Raw genomic sequence first — 16076 nt, forward strand, 5'->3', positions numbered from 1 at the left:
GCATGTTCAATTCACTACGCAAGATCTACCGAGAATGGAAGGGCCTGCAAGCATTCAAGCAACTGCCCAAAGAACAGCGGCGCCTGGTGTTCTATTCAGAGGGGTGCGGCTACTGGACATATTTTGAGGCTGTATTCAAAGCGTTGCTGGATGAGTATGCGCTGCCTGTAGTCTATGTGACTTCGGCTGAGGACGACCCTCTACTGTTGGCTCCACGAGAGGGTTTACAGACCTTTTATGTGGGGGATGGCAGCATGCGCACGCTGTTTTTTTCGACGCTGGATGTGCAAGTCCTACTCATGACGATGCCGGACCTGCAGAGTTTCCATATCAAACGTTCTCCCCATCCTGTGCATTATGCCTACCTTCATCATTCCATAGTCAGTACCCATATGGTGTATCGCCAAGCGGCGTTTGACCATTTCGACTCGATCCTGTGCGTAGGGCCGCACCATGTCGATGAAACACGGGCTCGCGAACAGTTGGCAGGACTTCCGCCCAAGATCCTGATTGAGCATGGCTACGGCCGGTTGGATGCCATTCTGCATGAAGGGCATTCAGGACCGCTGTTGCGAACACCAGACTTGCCCGGGCAAGTGCTGGTCGCCCCAACCTGGGGTGAGAACGGCCTGTTGGAGTTGCACGGGCTGGATGCCATCAGCCCTCTTATCGAGGCAGGTTTGCGTGTGATTCTGCGACCTCATCCGCGAACTCGTAAATTGCGCCCGGATGTACTGGATCGCATCGTCGAGCATTATCGTGATGAACCGCTGTTCTGCTTGGACGAGGATGGCGATGCTCGAAAATCCTTGCTCGAGTCCGATATCATGGTCAGCGACTGGTCGGGAGCTGCCTTGGAGTTTTCGCTTGGGCTTGAAAGACCCACCCTTTTTGTTGATGTTGCGCGTAAAATCCTGAATCCTGCGTATGAGTCACTTGATCGAGAGCCCCTGGAAGCTCGTATTCGTGAGCAGATTGGGGTAATTATTTCCCCGCAAGAGTTGGCAGGCTTGGGGGGTAAGGCCGCTGAATTGATAAAAAACGCGCGCCAATGGCAAGTTGATATTTGCACTGCGCGTGATCGTTGGATTTTCAACTCGGGTAAAAGTGGCAGCGTTGCTGCGGCTCATCTGTTTTCTTTGCTGGATTGATAAGGAGTATTTTGCATGAAAAAAAGTCGTTTCTCCCTTGTAGCGCTTATTTGTCTGGTCGTTTTGCCAATTAATGCATTTGCTTATCTGGATCCAGGCACTGGCAGCGCTGTTTTGCAAGGCATTCTTGGCGCATTGGCGGCGGTTGTTGTCGTGCTCAAGCTGTACTGGCACCGTTTTTTGCGGATGTTGGGTTTACGTAAGGACTCGGTGAAAAAAGATTCTAACGTCAGTAAAACAACCGAGAAGTGAAACGTCGTCTGTTGGATGGTTTGAACCCTGTGTCGCCATGGGGTTTAGGTCACTCCATTTTCAGGCAGTGAAACGCTTAATGCCTTCGTCCAATCTGAGTTGGCGGGGCTGATTATAAAGTTGCCCAATGTCTATTCAGAAAAAGAGTATTCAGAGTCTTTTGTGCCTCTGGTTGCTGATACTTATTGCTCCGTTTGCATATGCGGATGCCGCCTCGCCATCACCTCTCACCATCGCAAACTCCAGCGTGGAGTTAGCGTTCGATTTGAAGGAGGGAACAGTCAAGCACTGGCGCTTGCCCGATGTCCTGAACGCTCAGGGCCAAGCACAGGATCTTGCAGCTCCAGGCGGAAAGTTGTTTGCACTGAAAGGTGTACTCAAGGGTAAGACTCTTGAAGAGTGGGAGGCTCTTGCCGGCGGTTGGAGAGTGCTCCAAAGCAAATCAGGAACCGTCGCTCTTGGGCTAGAAGACGGTGATTTGCCCTTCACGATCCGTAAGGTATGGAGCCTGACTGACAAGCCCTCGCGCATCGGATTCGAGCTCAGCATTCAACTGAAAGGGGCGAGCAAGCAGGCGGGAGATGGCGTATGGCTGCAACTGGGGCCAGGGTTGGGTGAGGAGCCCACTCAGGGATTGGGCATGGGGCAAGCGATCTATTCGTTTACCGAGCTGGTTTATCGTAACGCTGAAGGCGTCGAGACCAAGCGTCTGGGCCATGATGATCTCTACGAGTTCACTGCGCCTGCAGAGCTGGGTGCAACGGAATGGGTTGGCCTGCAAAGTCGTTATTTTGCGTTGCTCCTGATTCCTCAGGGAAATGTCGAGAATCACCTTGCGTGGCAAGTCCAAGCACCGAAAGTTGGGCTTTGGTATCCGCAGCACCCTGCGTTTGAAACCGCTCTTCAGGTCGAGATTCCATTGGCCGATGATCGTAGCGAAGGGCCACAGGTCTTTCGCTGGGACGTGTATGGAGGTGGTAAGTCATACACGGTGTTGTCGGCTCAAGAGCCTGCGCTTTCTGGCGTTCTATTCGCGGGACTCTGGGAATGGATGCGGGCACTGATCCTAGGCATCATGTTCGTGCTGGGTTTTATTCACCAAGCCGCTGGCAGTTGGGGGCTTTCTATTATCCTGCTAGCTGTTCTAGTTCGATTGGTGATGTACCCAATCGCTAAGAATGCCATGGCGGCCCAGAAGAAATTCGCTGCTATTCAAGAGCGTCTGCAGCCAGAGCTGCAGGAAATACGTCGCAATTACAAAGGCGGAGAGCAGAGCGAGCGGATTCTGGAACTCTATGAGGCGCATAAGGTCAGTCCATTGGCGGGATTGAAACCTCTGTTGATCGTATTGATACAAATTCCGATTTTTGTAGCGCTGTACCATCTGCTTGGGCAGGTATTTGAGTTACGTAACGAACCGTTTTTATGGATGAAGACTCTTGCGCAGCCTGACCAGTTGTTTTCCTTTGATATTGATATTCCGTTTTTCGGTAAGTACTTCAACCTACTGCCGGTACTGATGGCACTAAGTACGTTGTTGAGTATCAAGTTTTCCTCGGCTTCCAGTACCAATGCAACAGAGGCATTTCGCCAGCGCTTTTTCCTATGGTTAATGGCGTTGGTGTTTTTCTTGTTGTTTTATTCCTTTCCTTCGGGAATGGTAATGTATTGGACCATGGCTAATATTTTGCAGTTCATTCATCAGCGTTTGGTAGCACGTAAATGATTGAGGGGCGGATGATAGATACCCTGTTGTTGAAAGCCATGTCAGAGCATACTCCAACGAAAGATGTGAGTGTGCATATCGATACTGTCTTTGAACTGTACCGATTGGCTGGAAAAATGGTGCCGCCCAGCGAGCAAGCCCGGCTGCTCAGCTTTCTATGCATGCGTATAGAAATCGCTGGCCGGCTGTTTTGTGCGTATGGGACTGATGGCAAGAGAGTCACTGATCGCCTTCTGGATCCTCACTGGAATGAAGTTGCCCTTACCGTATTATTTGCCGACTTCTTACAATTGTGTGACGTGGCAGGGAGGGAGCATCTGGCCTTCAAACGCTTGAATGCCATGTTCAAATTGATGGACTCCATGGCTCTACAGTTGGGAGTATCTGCCGATTTACGTGAGCCTATCGAGATTCGTGCGCAACGGTTCCTTGATCAGTATTCCGCCAGCGCGACGCCTGAAAGTGTTACCCAGGGGGGCGCTCGTACGCCCTCGCGAGAGCAAAGAACACTGCCTCTTACTGTGCTGTTTTGGGAGGGGCCAATTGCCCGCGCATATCTGGCCACCTTGAAAAGCATGGGGTATCGGCCGCAAAAGATCATTCATCTGATATCAGCGGTAGATCTGGTCAGCAAAAAGCCCGTAGGGCGCTATCTGCCCGCTTTTTTGCGTCAGGGATATGCTCAGGGGAGGCAGAAAAACAGCATTCATTTTTGGCCTTCTACGTTAATAAGAAAAGAGCCCGCCCTGTGTGAAGCTGTCCGTCTGTCTGTGGCGAACACACTGGGTTTTAGTTCCGAGGTATTGGACAATGCGCTGTCGTTGACAGATTTGCGCACGTATTGCCCAAATGTCGAACCCCTCATGGTGAATAGTCTGGCGGATGACCGGCTATACAATCACCTGGCTGCATTGCCGGAAACTACCCTTTTATTCACGGGAGGAGGTATCGTACCGGCTCGTTACCTGCAGCTTGCACCTTTGAAATTCATCCATGTGCATCCTGGCTATCTGCCAGATGTCCGCGGAGCAGATTGTGTACTGTGGTCACAGCTCATCAAGGGGCGTACCTCGGCCAGTTGTTTTTACATGGGCCAAGGTATTGATGACGGTGATGTTATTTTTCCATGTTATCTGCCGAAGGTTGAGGTTCGATTCAACTCATCGGCGATACCTTCGAAAATGCTGTATCGCGCCACTTATGCATTTTTTGATCCATGGGTTAGGGCATATGTATTGAGGGAGGCTATAAATGCGACTAATGGCTTTGAAAACCATAAAGCATTTGAACAAGATGAGTCGTTGAGTACGACTTATCACTTTATGCATGAAAAGATTCAGAAAGTATCTCTGGATAGAATCTTTATAGAGTAAGCGCGGTTTGTTTAGGGAGTTACACGTGAAAAAAGCAATTATTACCGGCATCACCGGCCAAGACGGTGCCTATCTTGCTCAGATTCTGCTGGAAAAAGGCTACGTGGTCTATGGCACCTATCGCCGCACCAGCTCGGTCAATTTCTGGCGCATGGATGAGCTCGGTGTCACCCAGCACCCTAATCTGCACTTGGTTGAATATGATCTGACCGACCTTTCTTCCAGTATCCGTTTGCTGCAGACCACTGAAGCGACCGAAGTCTATAACCTTGCTGCGCAGAGCTTTGTAGGCGTGTCTTTCGACCAGCCGGTGACTACTGCCGAGATTACAGGTCTTGGCGCTGTCAATCTGTTGGAAGCCATCCGCATCGTCAATCCTAAGGTTCGTTACTACCAGGCATCCACCTCGGAAATGTTCGGCAAAGTACAGGCAATCCCGCAGGTCGAAAGCACGCCGTTCTATCCGCGCAGCCCCTATGGTGTTGCCAAGCTTTACGCACACTGGATGACTATCAACTATCGTGAGTCCTACGGGATCTTCGGTGCTAGCGGTATCTTGTTTAACCATGAATCGCCACTGCGTGGTCGTGAGTTCGTGACCCGCAAAATTACCGACTCCGTGGCTAAAATCACTCAGGGCAAGCTGGATGTTCTGGAGCTGGGCAATATGGACGCCAAGCGCGATTGGGGCTTTGCCAAGGAATACGTTGAGGGCATGTGGCGCATGCTGCAGGTCGACGAGCCGGAAACCTTCGTCCTGGCCACCAACCGGACCGAAACCGTACGTGACTTCGTATCATTGGCGTTCAAGGCCGTTGATATCAACCTGGACTGGAAGGGCGAGGGTGACCAAGAGCACGGCATTGATGCTGCCAGCGGTAAGACGGTGGTACAGGTCAATCCGAAGTTCTATCGTCCAGCCGAAGTCGAGCTGTTGATTGGCGACCCAGCGAAAGCCAAGGCAAAGCTAGGCTGGGAGCCGAAAACCAGCCTGGAAGATCTCTGCCGAATGATGGTTCAGGCCGACCTGCGTCGTAATGAGCAAGGTTTTTCGTTCTGAGGCCAATAGGGCCGCTTTTTGCGTTCCGAGCGAATGGGCCATTTTTCTGAGCCCGTTCGTCCTACTAATATTGTTCTGGCCAAAGGTGAATAGCCGTGAAACATGTTCTGTTGACCGGAGCTAATGGCTTTGTCGGTAAAGTGCTGCTTGAAACGTTGTTAGCCGCAGGTTATCGCGTGAGTTGTGCTAGTACAGCGCCTCACCCGTCTCCTCGTGCAGATTTCGAACAAATCAAGTTGGACATTCGTGATGCCATGGCCTGCGTCGCGGCTCTAGAGCGGACCAAACCGACCCATATTATTCATTTGGCAGCCATTTCTCATGTGCCGACCAGTTTTCGCGATCCCTTGCTGACTTGGAATACCAACGTTCTGGGGAGCTTGAATCTGCTGGAGGCGATCAAGCAGCAAGCTTCGGACGCTTTTGTAGTATTTGCTAGCTCTTCGGAGGTTTATGGTGAGGCATTCAAAGCCGGTATTGCTCTGGATGAAAACAGTCCATGCCTTCCGATGAATCCTTATGCCGCGAGTAAACTGGCTGCCGAGCTCGCATTTGAACAGTATTTCAAACAGGGTATTCGTGGCGTAATTGTGCGTCCGTTTAATCATATCGGAGTTGGCCAATCCCCTGATTTCGTCACAGCCTCTTTTGCCAGGCAAATTGCCTTGATCGAGTGCGGAAAACAAGCTCCGATCATGCAAGTGGGAAATCTTGAGGCCTGTCGCGATTTTCTTGATGTACATGACGTGTGTGCGGCCTACTTGCAGTTGCTAGAATTCAGCGAAGTTCAAACGTATCCACGTATTTTTAATGTTGCTTCCGGTCATGCATGCAAAATTCGCGAAGTTTTGGACGAGTTAATCAGCCAGAGCAGCGCATCTATCAGTGTGGAGTTGGACCCCCAGCGCTTAAGGCCTTCGGATATTCCGGTTGCCGCTGGTAACTGTGATCGTATTCACGATGTCTTGAGCTGGCAGCCGAAAATTTCACTGAAAGAAACGTTGGCGTTATTGTTGGCAGAGTGGCGTCTGCGCGTCGTAACCGAACGGTGAAGGTACTGATGGGGACCGAGTCTCTGCGCCCGCCATTGACCGGTATCGGCAACTACACGTTGAATCTTTTGCGAGAGTTTCAGGCTCTGTCAGATATCGAGGCGACTGACTGTTTCGATGGCGACCAGTTTCTATCCGCAGAGCGAGTGCTGAGCAGTTTTGATCTGCCACAACTTCCAGCCGACGCTGGCGCTCCTCCACGACTGTTGATGTCTCAGTTGCGTAGTACCTTGAGAGCCTTGCCACTGGCTTATCGCCTCAAGTCAGCTTGGTCGAGTGCTCGATTCAAGCATGGACTCAAGTGCCGTCAGAACGTGATCTATCATGAGCCGAACTTCATTCTCAAGCCCTGTGACGGGCCAAGTGTGACGACGGTACATGATCTGTCATTTATCCGATATCCAGAGTTCCATCCGCCGGAACGAGTCGCATGGTTGAATCAGCAACTGCCCCAAACTCTTGATCGGGCAGACGCTGTGATTACAGATTCAGACGTGGTACGCACAGAGCTGATCGAGCAGTTTGGTGTCAAACCTGATCGAGTTCGGTCAATTTACCTAGGGGCCGATGCTCGATTTATGCCGCGTTCGGCAAGCGCCACTGCATCGGTGTTGGCCAAGTATGGCCTTGCCCATGGGCGTTACCTTGCGTTCGTTGGCACTATTGAGCCTCGGAAAGGTCTTTCGGTGTTGTTGGATGCGTGGCAATGTTTGCCTGCAAAGGTACGTCAAGCATGGCCTCTGGTAATTGCAGGCGCACCTGGTTGGCGAAACGTGGAGTTATTGAATCGGATACAGGTATTGCAGGCCAAAGGTGATGTGAGATTTCTTCAGTTTCTCAACGCTCATGATCTGCCTTTTATTTATGCCGGGGCGGCTACTTTTGTCTATCCCTCGGTGTATGAAGGCTTTGGCTTACCCGTGTTGGAAGCGATGGCCAGCGGTGTGCCAGTTATTTGTGGTGAAGGCACTTCAATGGCCGAATTTTCCGATGGGGCCTGCAAACTGTTTGATTTGAATGACTCCATGAGCCTGACCCAGGCAATCTTAGAACTGCTTGAGGACCCGCATCAGAGGGCGCACCTTTCGAGAGTCGGGGGGGGGCGGGCAGAAGATTTTTCATGGAAACGCTGTGCACAGGAGACTGTGCAGGTGTATCGCAATGCTGAAAAAAACTCATACACACAGGGTAGTTAAAATGAAACTTAGCAAATTATTATTGGCCGCATCATGTGTAGCTATGCTCAGCGCCTGCGATAATAGTAAGCCGGAAAACATTTTCTCAGCGCAGTACAGTACGACACAGACTAGCTTTGAAGTGATGCCTGGCAGCACATTCATTGTGCCGTTAACGGTTAAGAATACCAGTACAACTGCTTGGGATTCTAAGGCTGCAACAGGTCCGGTTTTGGCCGCCTATCATTGGCTTGGGTCTGATAGAAAAATGTTTCTGGTAGATGGTAACCGGACCTCGTTTTCAGCTCCAGTCAAACCCGAATCAGAAGTGGCTATTCAACTAGGGGTTGCAGCGCCCACGGCTCCTGGGAATTACATTCTTCAAGTTAGCCTTGTTCAGGAAAATATCTCCTGGTTTGATTCGAAAGATGTCAAGCCACTAGAGATAAATGTAAAGGTCAAGTGATTTTATAGGTTTATTCTAGTAACGGCGGACGGCTTCTCTTGTTTTATAACTAGAAGAGGCCACCGTTTTAAAATAGGTGCTGTTTGAAGATTCTACATTTTTACAAAACTTTTGCAGCAGACCAGCATGGTGGCGTGGAGATGTTCATTCGCCATTTGACACATGTTACAAGCCGTCAAGGATGCGAAAACGTAGTGCTTTCGCTGGCCAAGGAGGGAACTTCCTCGGCCCAAGAAGCCGACTATCAGTTAGTTCAGGCAAAAGAAGATTTCAATCTAGCATCGACGGGTATCTCTCTCTCGTCATTCAAGATTTTCAAACAGCTCACTAGGTCAGCAGATATAGTTCATTATCATTTTCCATGGCCATTTATGGACTTGGTTCATTTTGCAACTCGAGTAAAAAAGCCAACAGTTGTAACTTATCATTCAGATGTGGTGCGTCAAAAGGTGCTGAAGTATTTTTATAGCCCTTTGCAAAATACGTTTCTGAATAGTGTCGGTGCTATTGTCGCTACAAGTCCTAATTATCTTGAGAGCTCTCCCGTTCTTGCCAATTTCCGTGACAAGTCAATTGCAATACCTATTGGCCTAGATCAATCAATGTACCCCGAGTACGAGGACGATAAAGTCTCTGAGCTCAGAAAGCAACATGGTCGATTCTTCCTGTTTATTGGTGTGTTGCGTTATTACAAAGGGTTGGAGTTTTTACTGCAGGCTATAGAAAATAGTGATTGGCCATTATTTATTGTCGGCGCAGGCCCGCTAGAGCAAGAGTTGATGCAGATGGCGATTGAACGAAAGTTGCATAACGTGCATTTTATCGGTCAGGTTTCCGAGCAACAAAAAGTCAATCTGCTCCAAGCTTGCTATGCTGTTGTTTTTCCTTCTCATTTACGTTCTGAGGCGTTTGGGATAAGTCTGCTTGAGGCTGCAATGTTTGGTAAACCTATGATCTGTAGTGAGATTGGTACCGGAACCAGTTTTATTAATCAGCATGAGGTTTCGGGCCTGGTAGTTCCCCCCCGAGATGCGCTGGCGATGCGTTTGGCGATGGCAACGCTCTGGGACTCCCCGGCCTTGGCTAGTCGCTATGGCGAGGCTGCCCGAGAGCGTTATCTGCAGATTTTTACTTCCCGCTCCATGGGAGAAGCTTACATAAAGCTTTATTCTCGCCTGATTAATTCTTGAGCGTCTTGGTGGTGGGCTAAATTTATTTAGTAACTACCCAGGAGACTCTTTGCGGTCGCAGTTCGACCACCTAACCTTCTATTGGCAGCGAGCAAGCTTAGTATTGTCCGTATACATCCACGGCTTGTACGCGAGGAACTGCTCTAGTCCAGTTCTTTCTTTTGGTTTATAAGGCTGCCAATTTTTCGGGTTTTGATTTAAGAGCACGCTCGAAACACAGGGTGCCTGCCAAAACATGCTGATGGTTGGAAATATCCATGGTCAAGCAGCAGGATGGTTATTTAGCCCATGCTGTTCCGCCTCAATAAATCCGGAAGCTTCAGTAACTTTTGTTATGACCTTTTGCTTGAAGTTATAAAATGGATGGGCAAGAATTAAATTGAAGGGGCTTTTTTAGGAGGGATTTTATGATCAATAGTAGGACGAGAGGGCGACCAACTTCATTAGTCTTGGTTAAAGGGCTGCAAACAGTCAACAGAGTGAGCGCTGATGCAAACAGAGTTCTTGCTTTAAAATTTGTGGATCACGATGAAGAGTTTTAACAAAGAAGCCAATGTAGCCGGTGTTTAACGTTATAAAGCGAAAACACCGTCACAAAGGACGGTGTTTTGTATGGTGTGGCTCTATGAGGATTCGAGCATCCAGCGTAACGGGAAAAGCGGCAAAACAGTGTTGTCCGATGATGGTCCGCTTCGCCTGGACAACCGTAGGGACCGTGACGGCAGCTTCGTTTCAATCCTGAGCTGCAAGCATGAACGTCGTTTCACCAGCTTCTATGACGAGTTCCGTGCATTCCTCTCGGAGCAGTACGGGACAGACGTTTCTCATGACTTCATCAACTCGGTGACCGATGGTGTTCTGGAAGAAGTCAACGCCTGGCAACAACGCCCACTCGAACCGATGTATCCAGTTATTTTCTTCGATGCCTTGCGGGTCAAAAACCGTTACGAAGGTCTGGTTCGCAACAAGGCCATCTATATGGTGTTGGGGGTATTACCCGACAGTACTAGAGATATTTTGGCCATTTGGACCGAGACCACTGACGGCGCGAAGTTCTGGATGAAGGTCTTTAACGACCGTAAGCGCCCCATAAAGCCCACATTCCAAGTCGAAATCTGATGCTCGAAGCTGTGCTCCCCAACTCTTTCAGGAGCCAGCACCTCATGATGCGACCCGATGCCAAAGTGGAAAAAGTCTACCTCTACCCCAAGCCCGTAGACTTTCGAAAATCCATAGACGGTCTGACCGCGCTGGTCGAGCTGGATATCAAAGTCGCCTTGTTCGATCCGGTACTTTTTGTCTTCCTCAACAAAGCCCGTAACCGCATCAAAGTGTTGTATTGGGAGCGCAACGGTTTCTGTCTGTGGCTCAAGCGTCTGGAAGCCGAACGCTTCAAAACTTCGCCCGACGTCACCAACGAAGCCATGGTGCTGACGGTTCAGGAACTGAACTGGTTGCTCGACGGTTTTGACCTGTGGCGCAACCGTCCGCATCAGGTTTTGACGCCGCGATTCGTCGCTTGACTGGGTATAATCCGGGCCATGATTTCCATACCCGACAACCTTCCCGATGACCTAACTGCGCTCAAGCAATTACTTGCTCAGATACAGTCGAAGGTCGTTCTTCTTGAAGAAGAGAATGCGCTGCTTCGTCAGCGTCTGTTCGGGCGTAAGTCAGAGCAAACCGCAGATCCGGCGACGCCACAGTTGCTGCTGTTTAATGAAGCCGAAAGTATCGACACGCCAGCGCCCGTTGAAGCTGACGAAGAAGTTGTCGCCCCGATCAAGCGCCGTGGCAAACGCAAGCCATTGTCGGCTGACTTGCCACGCATCGAAGTCATCCATGAACTGCCCGAGCACGAACTGACCTGTGCTTGTGGTTGCCGCAAACATGCCATCGGCGAAGAAACCAGCGAGCAGCTGGACATCGTGCCGATGCAGATCCGAGTCATCAAACACATCCGCAAGGTCTACGGGTGTAGGGGCTGCGAAGCAGCCCCGGTCACGGCTGGCAAACCTGCGCAACTGATCGAAAAGAGCATGGCCAGCCCAAGCGTACTGGCCATGCTGTTAACGACTAAATACGTCGATGGTCTGCCGCTGCACCGCTTCGAAAAAGTCCTCGCTCGCCACGGTGTCGAGATCCCTCGGCAAACGCCGGCTCGCTGGGTGATCCAGTGCAGCGAGCACTTCCAGCCACTGCTGAATTTGATGCGTGACCGCCTGCTGGAAAGTCCGGTCATCCACTGCGATGAAACCCGTGTCCAGGTGTTGAAAGAACCGGATCGAGACCCGACCCGCCAATCCTGGATGTGGGTGCAAGCCACCGGCCCGCCAGATCGTAAAGTCGTGCTGTTTGATTACACCTCCAGCCGTACTCAGGAAGAGCCACTGCGTCTGCTGGAAAATTACCGTGGCTATGTCATGACCGACGATTACGCTGGCTATAACGCGTTGGCGTTGCAACCCGGTGTGGAACGTCTGGCGTGCATGGCCCATGCACGACGCAAGTTCGTGGACGCGCAAAAAGTGCAGCCCAAGGGTAAAACCGGACGGGCCGATATCGCGCTGACGATGATCAACAGACTGTACGGCATCGAGCGCGAGCTCAAGGGCGTCAGCGATGAACAGCGGTTTGCCCGTCGACAGGAGAAAAGCCTGCCGATCCTGGCCCAACTGAAAAGCTGGCTGGAGAAAACCCAGGCTCAGGTGACGGCCCAAAGTGCGTTGGGCAAGGCCGTGCATTATCTGGCGAACAACTGGAGCCGGTTGGAGCGCTATGTCGAAGCGGGTTATTTGCCCATCGACAACAACGCGGCTGAAAGAGCGATCAAGCCGCTTGTCATCGGGCGCAAGGCCTGGCTGTTCAGCGATACCGTCAACGGCGCCAGTGCCAGCGCGAAGATCTAGAGCCTGGTCGAGACCGCCAAGGTCAACGGCCAAGAGCCTTATACGTGGCTACGCCACGTACTAGAGCGGCTGCCGCATGCCTCGTCAGTAAAGGACTACGAGGCGCTACTGCCGTGGAACTGCTCGCCCGAAATGCCACAGTAAACCGCTGACCCACTGTTGGGTAGGTGGGGTTTATGGATCGCATACTAACGACCTCAAGATTAGTGGCGTTGAAGATGTACTGATCGCCGTAACCGACGGTCTCAAGGGTATGTCGAGTCCTTGAGTGCTGTGTTTCCTGCGACGACCTTGAAGACCTGCATCGTGCATCTGATCCGCAACAGCCTTGATTACGCTGCCTGGGACATGCGTCGCGCACTGGCCAAAGACCTCAAGCCGATTTGTCAGGCACTGAATTCCGAAGCCGTCGAGAATGCTTTGAACGCCTTCGAAGCGGTGCCTTGGGGCCAGCAATATCCGACGGTGGTGGCCGCTTGGCGACGAGCCTGGGATCGAGTGATCCCATTTTTTTTCTTGCCGCCGGCCATCCGAAAAATGATCTACACCACCAACGCCATCGAAAGCAACGCAGCTCAGCTGCGCAAGATCATCAAGACCCGAGGGCACTTTCCAACCGACGATGCGCCGACGAAGTTGATCTGGTTAGGCTTGCGCAACATCACGGCTAACTGGGGGTAGCGCCGCTGATAACTGGAAAAGCGCCATGAATCAATTTGCGATTCTCTACGGAGATCGATTTATCAGGCCGACCTGGTGAAATGAAGGACTGCCTGACGGCAGGCCATTAACGGCCCGAACACAAAAAATCTGATACTCCCCTATTACGACGCAATCAACTGCCGCAACACGTAATGCAAGATCCCGCCGGACTTGAAGTATTCCACTTCATTCAAGGTATCGATGCGGCACAGCACCTCGATTTTCTCCTGGCTGCCATCCTCACGGGTGATCACCAGGGGCAGGTTCATCCGCGGGGTCAGTTCCACGTCGCTCAGGCCGAGGATGTCCAGGGTCTCCTTGCCGGTGAGTTTCAGGCTCTTGCGGTTCTGGTCGAGCTTGAACTGCAAGGGCAGGACCCCCATGCCCACCAGATTGGAGCGGTGGATGCGCTCGAAGCTTTCGGCGATCACCGCCTTGACCCCCAGCAGGTTGGTGCCCTTGGCGGCCCAGTCACGGCTGGAACCGGTGCCGTATTCCTGACCGGCGATGACCACCAGCGGCGTGCCCGAGGCCTGATATTTCATGGCCGCGTCGTAGATCGACATTTTCTCGCCGCTGGGGATGTAGAGCGTATTGCCGCCTTCTTCGCCGCCGAGCATTTCGTTGCGGATGCGGATGTTGGCAAAGGTGCCGCGCATCATCACTTGGTGATTACCCCGACGCGAGCCGTAGGAGTTGAAGTCCCGGGGTTCCACGCCCTCGTCCCGCAGGTAGCGTCCGGCCGGGCTGTCGGCCTTGATATTGCCGGCGGGAGAGATGTGGTCGGTGGTCACCGAGTCCCCCAGCAGCGCCAGCACCCGTGCGCCGTTGACGTCCTTGATTTCTGGCAGGGGGCCGGCAATGTCGTCGAAGAAGGGAGGGTGCTGGATATAGGTGGAGTCGTCCTGCCAGACATAAGTGGCCGCCTGTGGCACTTCAATGGCTTGCCATTGGGCGTCACCGGCAAACACCTCGGCGTATTCCTTGTGGAACATCCGTGTGTTGACCTGGGCCACGGCCTCGGCGATTTCCTGGCTGCTGGGCCAGATGTCCCGCAGGTACACCGGCTGGCCATCCTTACCTTGACCCAGCGGTTCGCTGCTGATGTCGATACGTACCGTGCCGGCCAGGGCATAGGCCACCACCAGGGGCGGGGAAGCCAGCCAGTTGGTTTTGACCAGGGGATGCACCCGGCCTTCGAAGTTGCGGTTGCCCGACAGCACCGAAGCCACGGTGAGGTCGGCTTGCTGGATGGCTTTCTCGATCGGTTCCTGTAGCGGACCTGAGTTGCCGATGCAGGTGGTGCAGCCATAGCCCACCAGATCGAAGCCCAGTTGGTCCAGGTAAGGCGTAAGTCCGGCGGCTTTATAGTAGTCAGTCACCACCTTGGAGCCTGGAGCCAGCGAACTCTTGACCCAGGGCTTGCGCCGCAGGCCCTTTTCCACGGCTTTCTTGGCCACCAGGCCTGCCGCCATCATCACGCTAGGGTTGGAGGTGTTGGTGCAGGAGGTGATGGCGGCGATCACCACCGCGCCGTTTTTCAGGCGATAGGTCTGGCCTGCGTCCTGGTAGTCGGCTTCGCCCACCAGGTCGGCATTGCCCACGGCGACACCGCCGCCGCCCTCGCTTTCCAGGCGACCTTCTTCCTTGCTGGTGGGTTTGAACTGCAGGTCGAGGAAGTCAGTGAAGGCTTGGGCCACATTGGGCAGCGCGACCCGGTCTTGTGGCCGTTTGGGTCCGGCGAGACTGGCCTCCACGGTGCCCATGTCCAAGGCCAGGCTGTCGGTGAATACCGGCTCCTTGCCCGGCAGGCGCCACAGGCCCTGGGCCTTGCTATAGGCCTCCACCAGTTTCACCAACTCGGCAGGGCGCCCGGACAGGTGCAGGTAATCCAGGGTGATGTCGTCCACTGGGAAGAAGCCGCAGGTGGCGCCATATTCCGGGGCCATGTTGGCAATGGTGGCGCGGTCTGCCAGGGGCAGGTCGGCCAGGCCATCGCCATAGAACTCGACGAACTTGCCCACTACGCCCTTCTTGCGCAGCATCTGGGTCACCGTCAGCACCAGATCGGTGGCGGTAATGCCCTCCTTGAGCTTGCCGGTGAGTTTGAAGCCGATGACTTCCGGAATCAGCATCGACACCGGCTGGCCCAGCATTGCCGCTTCTGCCTCGATCCCGCCCACGCCCCAGCCCAGCACGCCGAGGCCGTTGATCATGGTGGTGTGGGAGTCGGTGCCCACCAGGGTGTCGGGGAAGGCGTAGGTGCGGCCATCCTCGTCCTTGGTCCAGACCGTGCGCCCCAGGTATTCCAGGTTGACCTGGTGACAGATGCCTGTGCCCGGCGGCACCACGCTGAAGTTGTCGAAGGCGCTCTGGCCCCAGCGCAGGAAGGCATAGCGTTCGCCGTTGCGCTGCATTTCGATGTCGACGTTTTGTTCGAAGGCGCTACTGCTGGCGAACTTGTCCACCATCACCGAGTGGTCGATCACCAGATCCACCGGGGACAGCGGGTTGATCCGTTGTGGATCGCCACCGGCCTTGGCCATGGCAGCGCGCATGGCGGCCAGGTCGACCACGGCGGGCACACCGGTAAAGTCCTGCATCAGGACGCGAGCGGGTCGGTATTGGATCTCCCGGTCGGAGCGACGCTCCTTGAGCCAGGCGGCGAGGGCCTTGAGGTCGGCGCCGGTGACGGTCTTGTCGTCTTCCCAGCGCAGCAGGTTTTCCAGCAGGACTTTCAGCGACATGGGCAGGGCGTCGATATCGCCCAGGCTCTTGGCGGCGTCCGGCAGGCTGAAATAGTGATAAGTCTTGTCGTCGACTTTTAGGGTTTTAAGGGTTTTCAGGCTATCGAGGGATGGCATTGAATGACTCCTTGTGGCCCGCACGGCTACGGGCCTGTGATACGGACAGAGGGTTAACCTAGCTCTGTTTGGGGCTTATAGCTAATCACTGGACTCCTGGGTTCAGTCCAAGGTTCCGAACTCGGTTATGATGCGCCGGTTTTCGTGACAGGCTTT

Annotated in this window: 11 protein-coding genes and 3 pseudogenes; 13 read left to right on the forward strand and 1 reads right to left on the reverse strand. The window is 53.1% G+C overall.

Features of this window, described 5'->3' with window-relative positions:
- Window positions 1-2 precede the first annotated feature (2 nt).
- The 13 genes and pseudogenes from WIN67_RS10025 to WIN67_RS10085 all read left to right on the forward strand — a co-directional run.
- Window positions 3-1151 carry a CDP-glycerol glycerophosphotransferase family protein gene (locus WIN67_RS10025; RefSeq protein WP_339071126.1) on the forward strand — a complete coding sequence of 383 codons (1149 nt, stop codon included), beginning with the start codon at window positions 3-5 and terminating at the stop codon, window positions 1149-1151.
- A gap of 15 nt (window positions 1152-1166) precedes the next feature.
- The gene (locus WIN67_RS10030) at window positions 1167-1403 is read left to right on the forward strand and encodes a hypothetical protein (protein ID WP_339071127.1); all 237 of its coding nucleotides are present in this window, start codon (window positions 1167-1169) and stop codon (window positions 1401-1403) included.
- Between the two features lie 127 nt (window positions 1404-1530).
- Window positions 1531-3129, forward strand: a complete 1599-nt coding sequence (yidC, locus tag WIN67_RS10035; RefSeq protein WP_339071128.1) for a membrane protein insertase YidC — start codon at window positions 1531-1533, stop codon at window positions 3127-3129.
- Between the two features lie 11 nt (window positions 3130-3140).
- Window positions 3141-4502, forward strand: a complete 1362-nt coding sequence (locus tag WIN67_RS10040) for a hypothetical protein (RefSeq protein ID WP_339071129.1) — start codon at window positions 3141-3143, stop codon at window positions 4500-4502.
- Window positions 4503-4527: 25 nt separating this feature from the next.
- Window positions 4528-5562: a GDP-mannose 4,6-dehydratase gene (gmd, locus tag WIN67_RS10045; RefSeq protein ID WP_339071131.1), complete on the forward strand. Its 1035-nt coding sequence runs from the start codon at window positions 4528-4530 to the stop codon at window positions 5560-5562.
- A 95-nt stretch (window positions 5563-5657) separates the two neighbouring features.
- Window positions 5658-6614 carry a GDP-mannose 4,6-dehydratase gene (locus WIN67_RS10050; RefSeq protein ID WP_339071132.1) on the forward strand — a complete coding sequence of 319 codons (957 nt, stop codon included), beginning with the start codon at window positions 5658-5660 and terminating at the stop codon, window positions 6612-6614.
- Between the two features lie 8 nt (window positions 6615-6622).
- Window positions 6623-7810, forward strand: coding sequence for a glycosyltransferase family 1 protein (locus WIN67_RS10055; protein WP_339071133.1), 1188 nt, complete (start codon window positions 6623-6625; stop codon window positions 7808-7810).
- Window position 7811: 1 nt separating this feature from the next.
- Complete coding sequence (locus tag WIN67_RS10060; RefSeq protein ID WP_339071134.1) at window positions 7812-8255, forward strand: hypothetical protein; 444 nt, start codon at window positions 7812-7814, stop codon at window positions 8253-8255.
- A gap of 83 nt (window positions 8256-8338) precedes the next feature.
- A complete protein-coding gene (locus tag WIN67_RS10065) occupies window positions 8339-9445 on the forward strand; it encodes a glycosyltransferase (protein ID WP_339071135.1) in 1107 nt (368 codons plus the stop codon).
- Window positions 9446-10072: 627 nt separating this feature from the next.
- Window positions 10073-10528 (forward strand): annotated as a pseudogene (locus WIN67_RS10070) (transposase); the annotation flags it as partial.
- A gap of 80 nt (window positions 10529-10608) precedes the next feature.
- A complete protein-coding gene (gene tnpB, locus WIN67_RS10075) occupies window positions 10609-10968 on the forward strand; it encodes an IS66 family insertion sequence element accessory protein TnpB (protein WP_339071136.1) in 360 nt (119 codons plus the stop codon).
- An 18-nt stretch (window positions 10969-10986) separates the two neighbouring features.
- Window positions 10987-12498: pseudogene (gene tnpC / locus WIN67_RS10080) on the forward strand (IS66 family transposase).
- Between the two features lie 46 nt (window positions 12499-12544).
- Window positions 12545-13114, forward strand: a pseudogene (locus WIN67_RS10085) (IS256 family transposase); the annotation flags it as partial.
- A gap of 64 nt (window positions 13115-13178) precedes the next feature.
- Here WIN67_RS10085 and acnA read toward each other — a convergent pair.
- On the reverse strand, window positions 13179-15920 hold the full coding sequence (gene acnA, locus WIN67_RS10090) for an aconitate hydratase AcnA (protein ID WP_339071137.1): 2742 nt from the start codon (window positions 15918-15920) through the stop codon (window positions 13179-13181).
- Between the last annotated feature and the right edge of the window lie 156 nt (window positions 15921-16076).

The organism is Pseudomonas idahonensis, assembly GCF_037903935.1.
In the GTDB taxonomy this organism is placed as follows: Bacteria; Pseudomonadota; Gammaproteobacteria; order Pseudomonadales; family Pseudomonadaceae; genus Aquipseudomonas; species Aquipseudomonas danubii.

Coding starts and splice junctions, on each gene's coding strand:
- yidC (WP_339071128.1), top strand. CDS start 1,531: ATGTCTATTCAGAAAAAGAGTATTCAGAGTCTTTTGTGCCTCTGGTTG.
- WIN67_RS10030 (WP_339071127.1), top strand. CDS start 1,167: ATGAAAAAAAGTCGTTTCTCCCTTGTAGCGCTTATTTGTCTGGTCGTT.
- WIN67_RS10055 (WP_339071133.1), top strand. CDS start 6,623: ATGGGGACCGAGTCTCTGCGCCCGCCATTGACCGGTATCGGCAACTAC.
- tnpB (WP_339071136.1), top strand. CDS start 10,609: ATGATGCGACCCGATGCCAAAGTGGAAAAAGTCTACCTCTACCCCAAG.
- acnA (WP_339071137.1), bottom strand. CDS start 15,920: ATGCCATCCCTCGATAGCCTGAAAACCCTTAAAACCCTAAAAGTCGAC.
- WIN67_RS10060 (WP_339071134.1), top strand. CDS start 7,812: ATGAAACTTAGCAAATTATTATTGGCCGCATCATGTGTAGCTATGCTC.
- WIN67_RS10025 (WP_339071126.1), top strand. CDS start 3: ATGTTCAATTCACTACGCAAGATCTACCGAGAATGGAAGGGCCTGCAA.
- WIN67_RS10040 (WP_339071129.1), top strand. CDS start 3,141: ATGATAGATACCCTGTTGTTGAAAGCCATGTCAGAGCATACTCCAACG.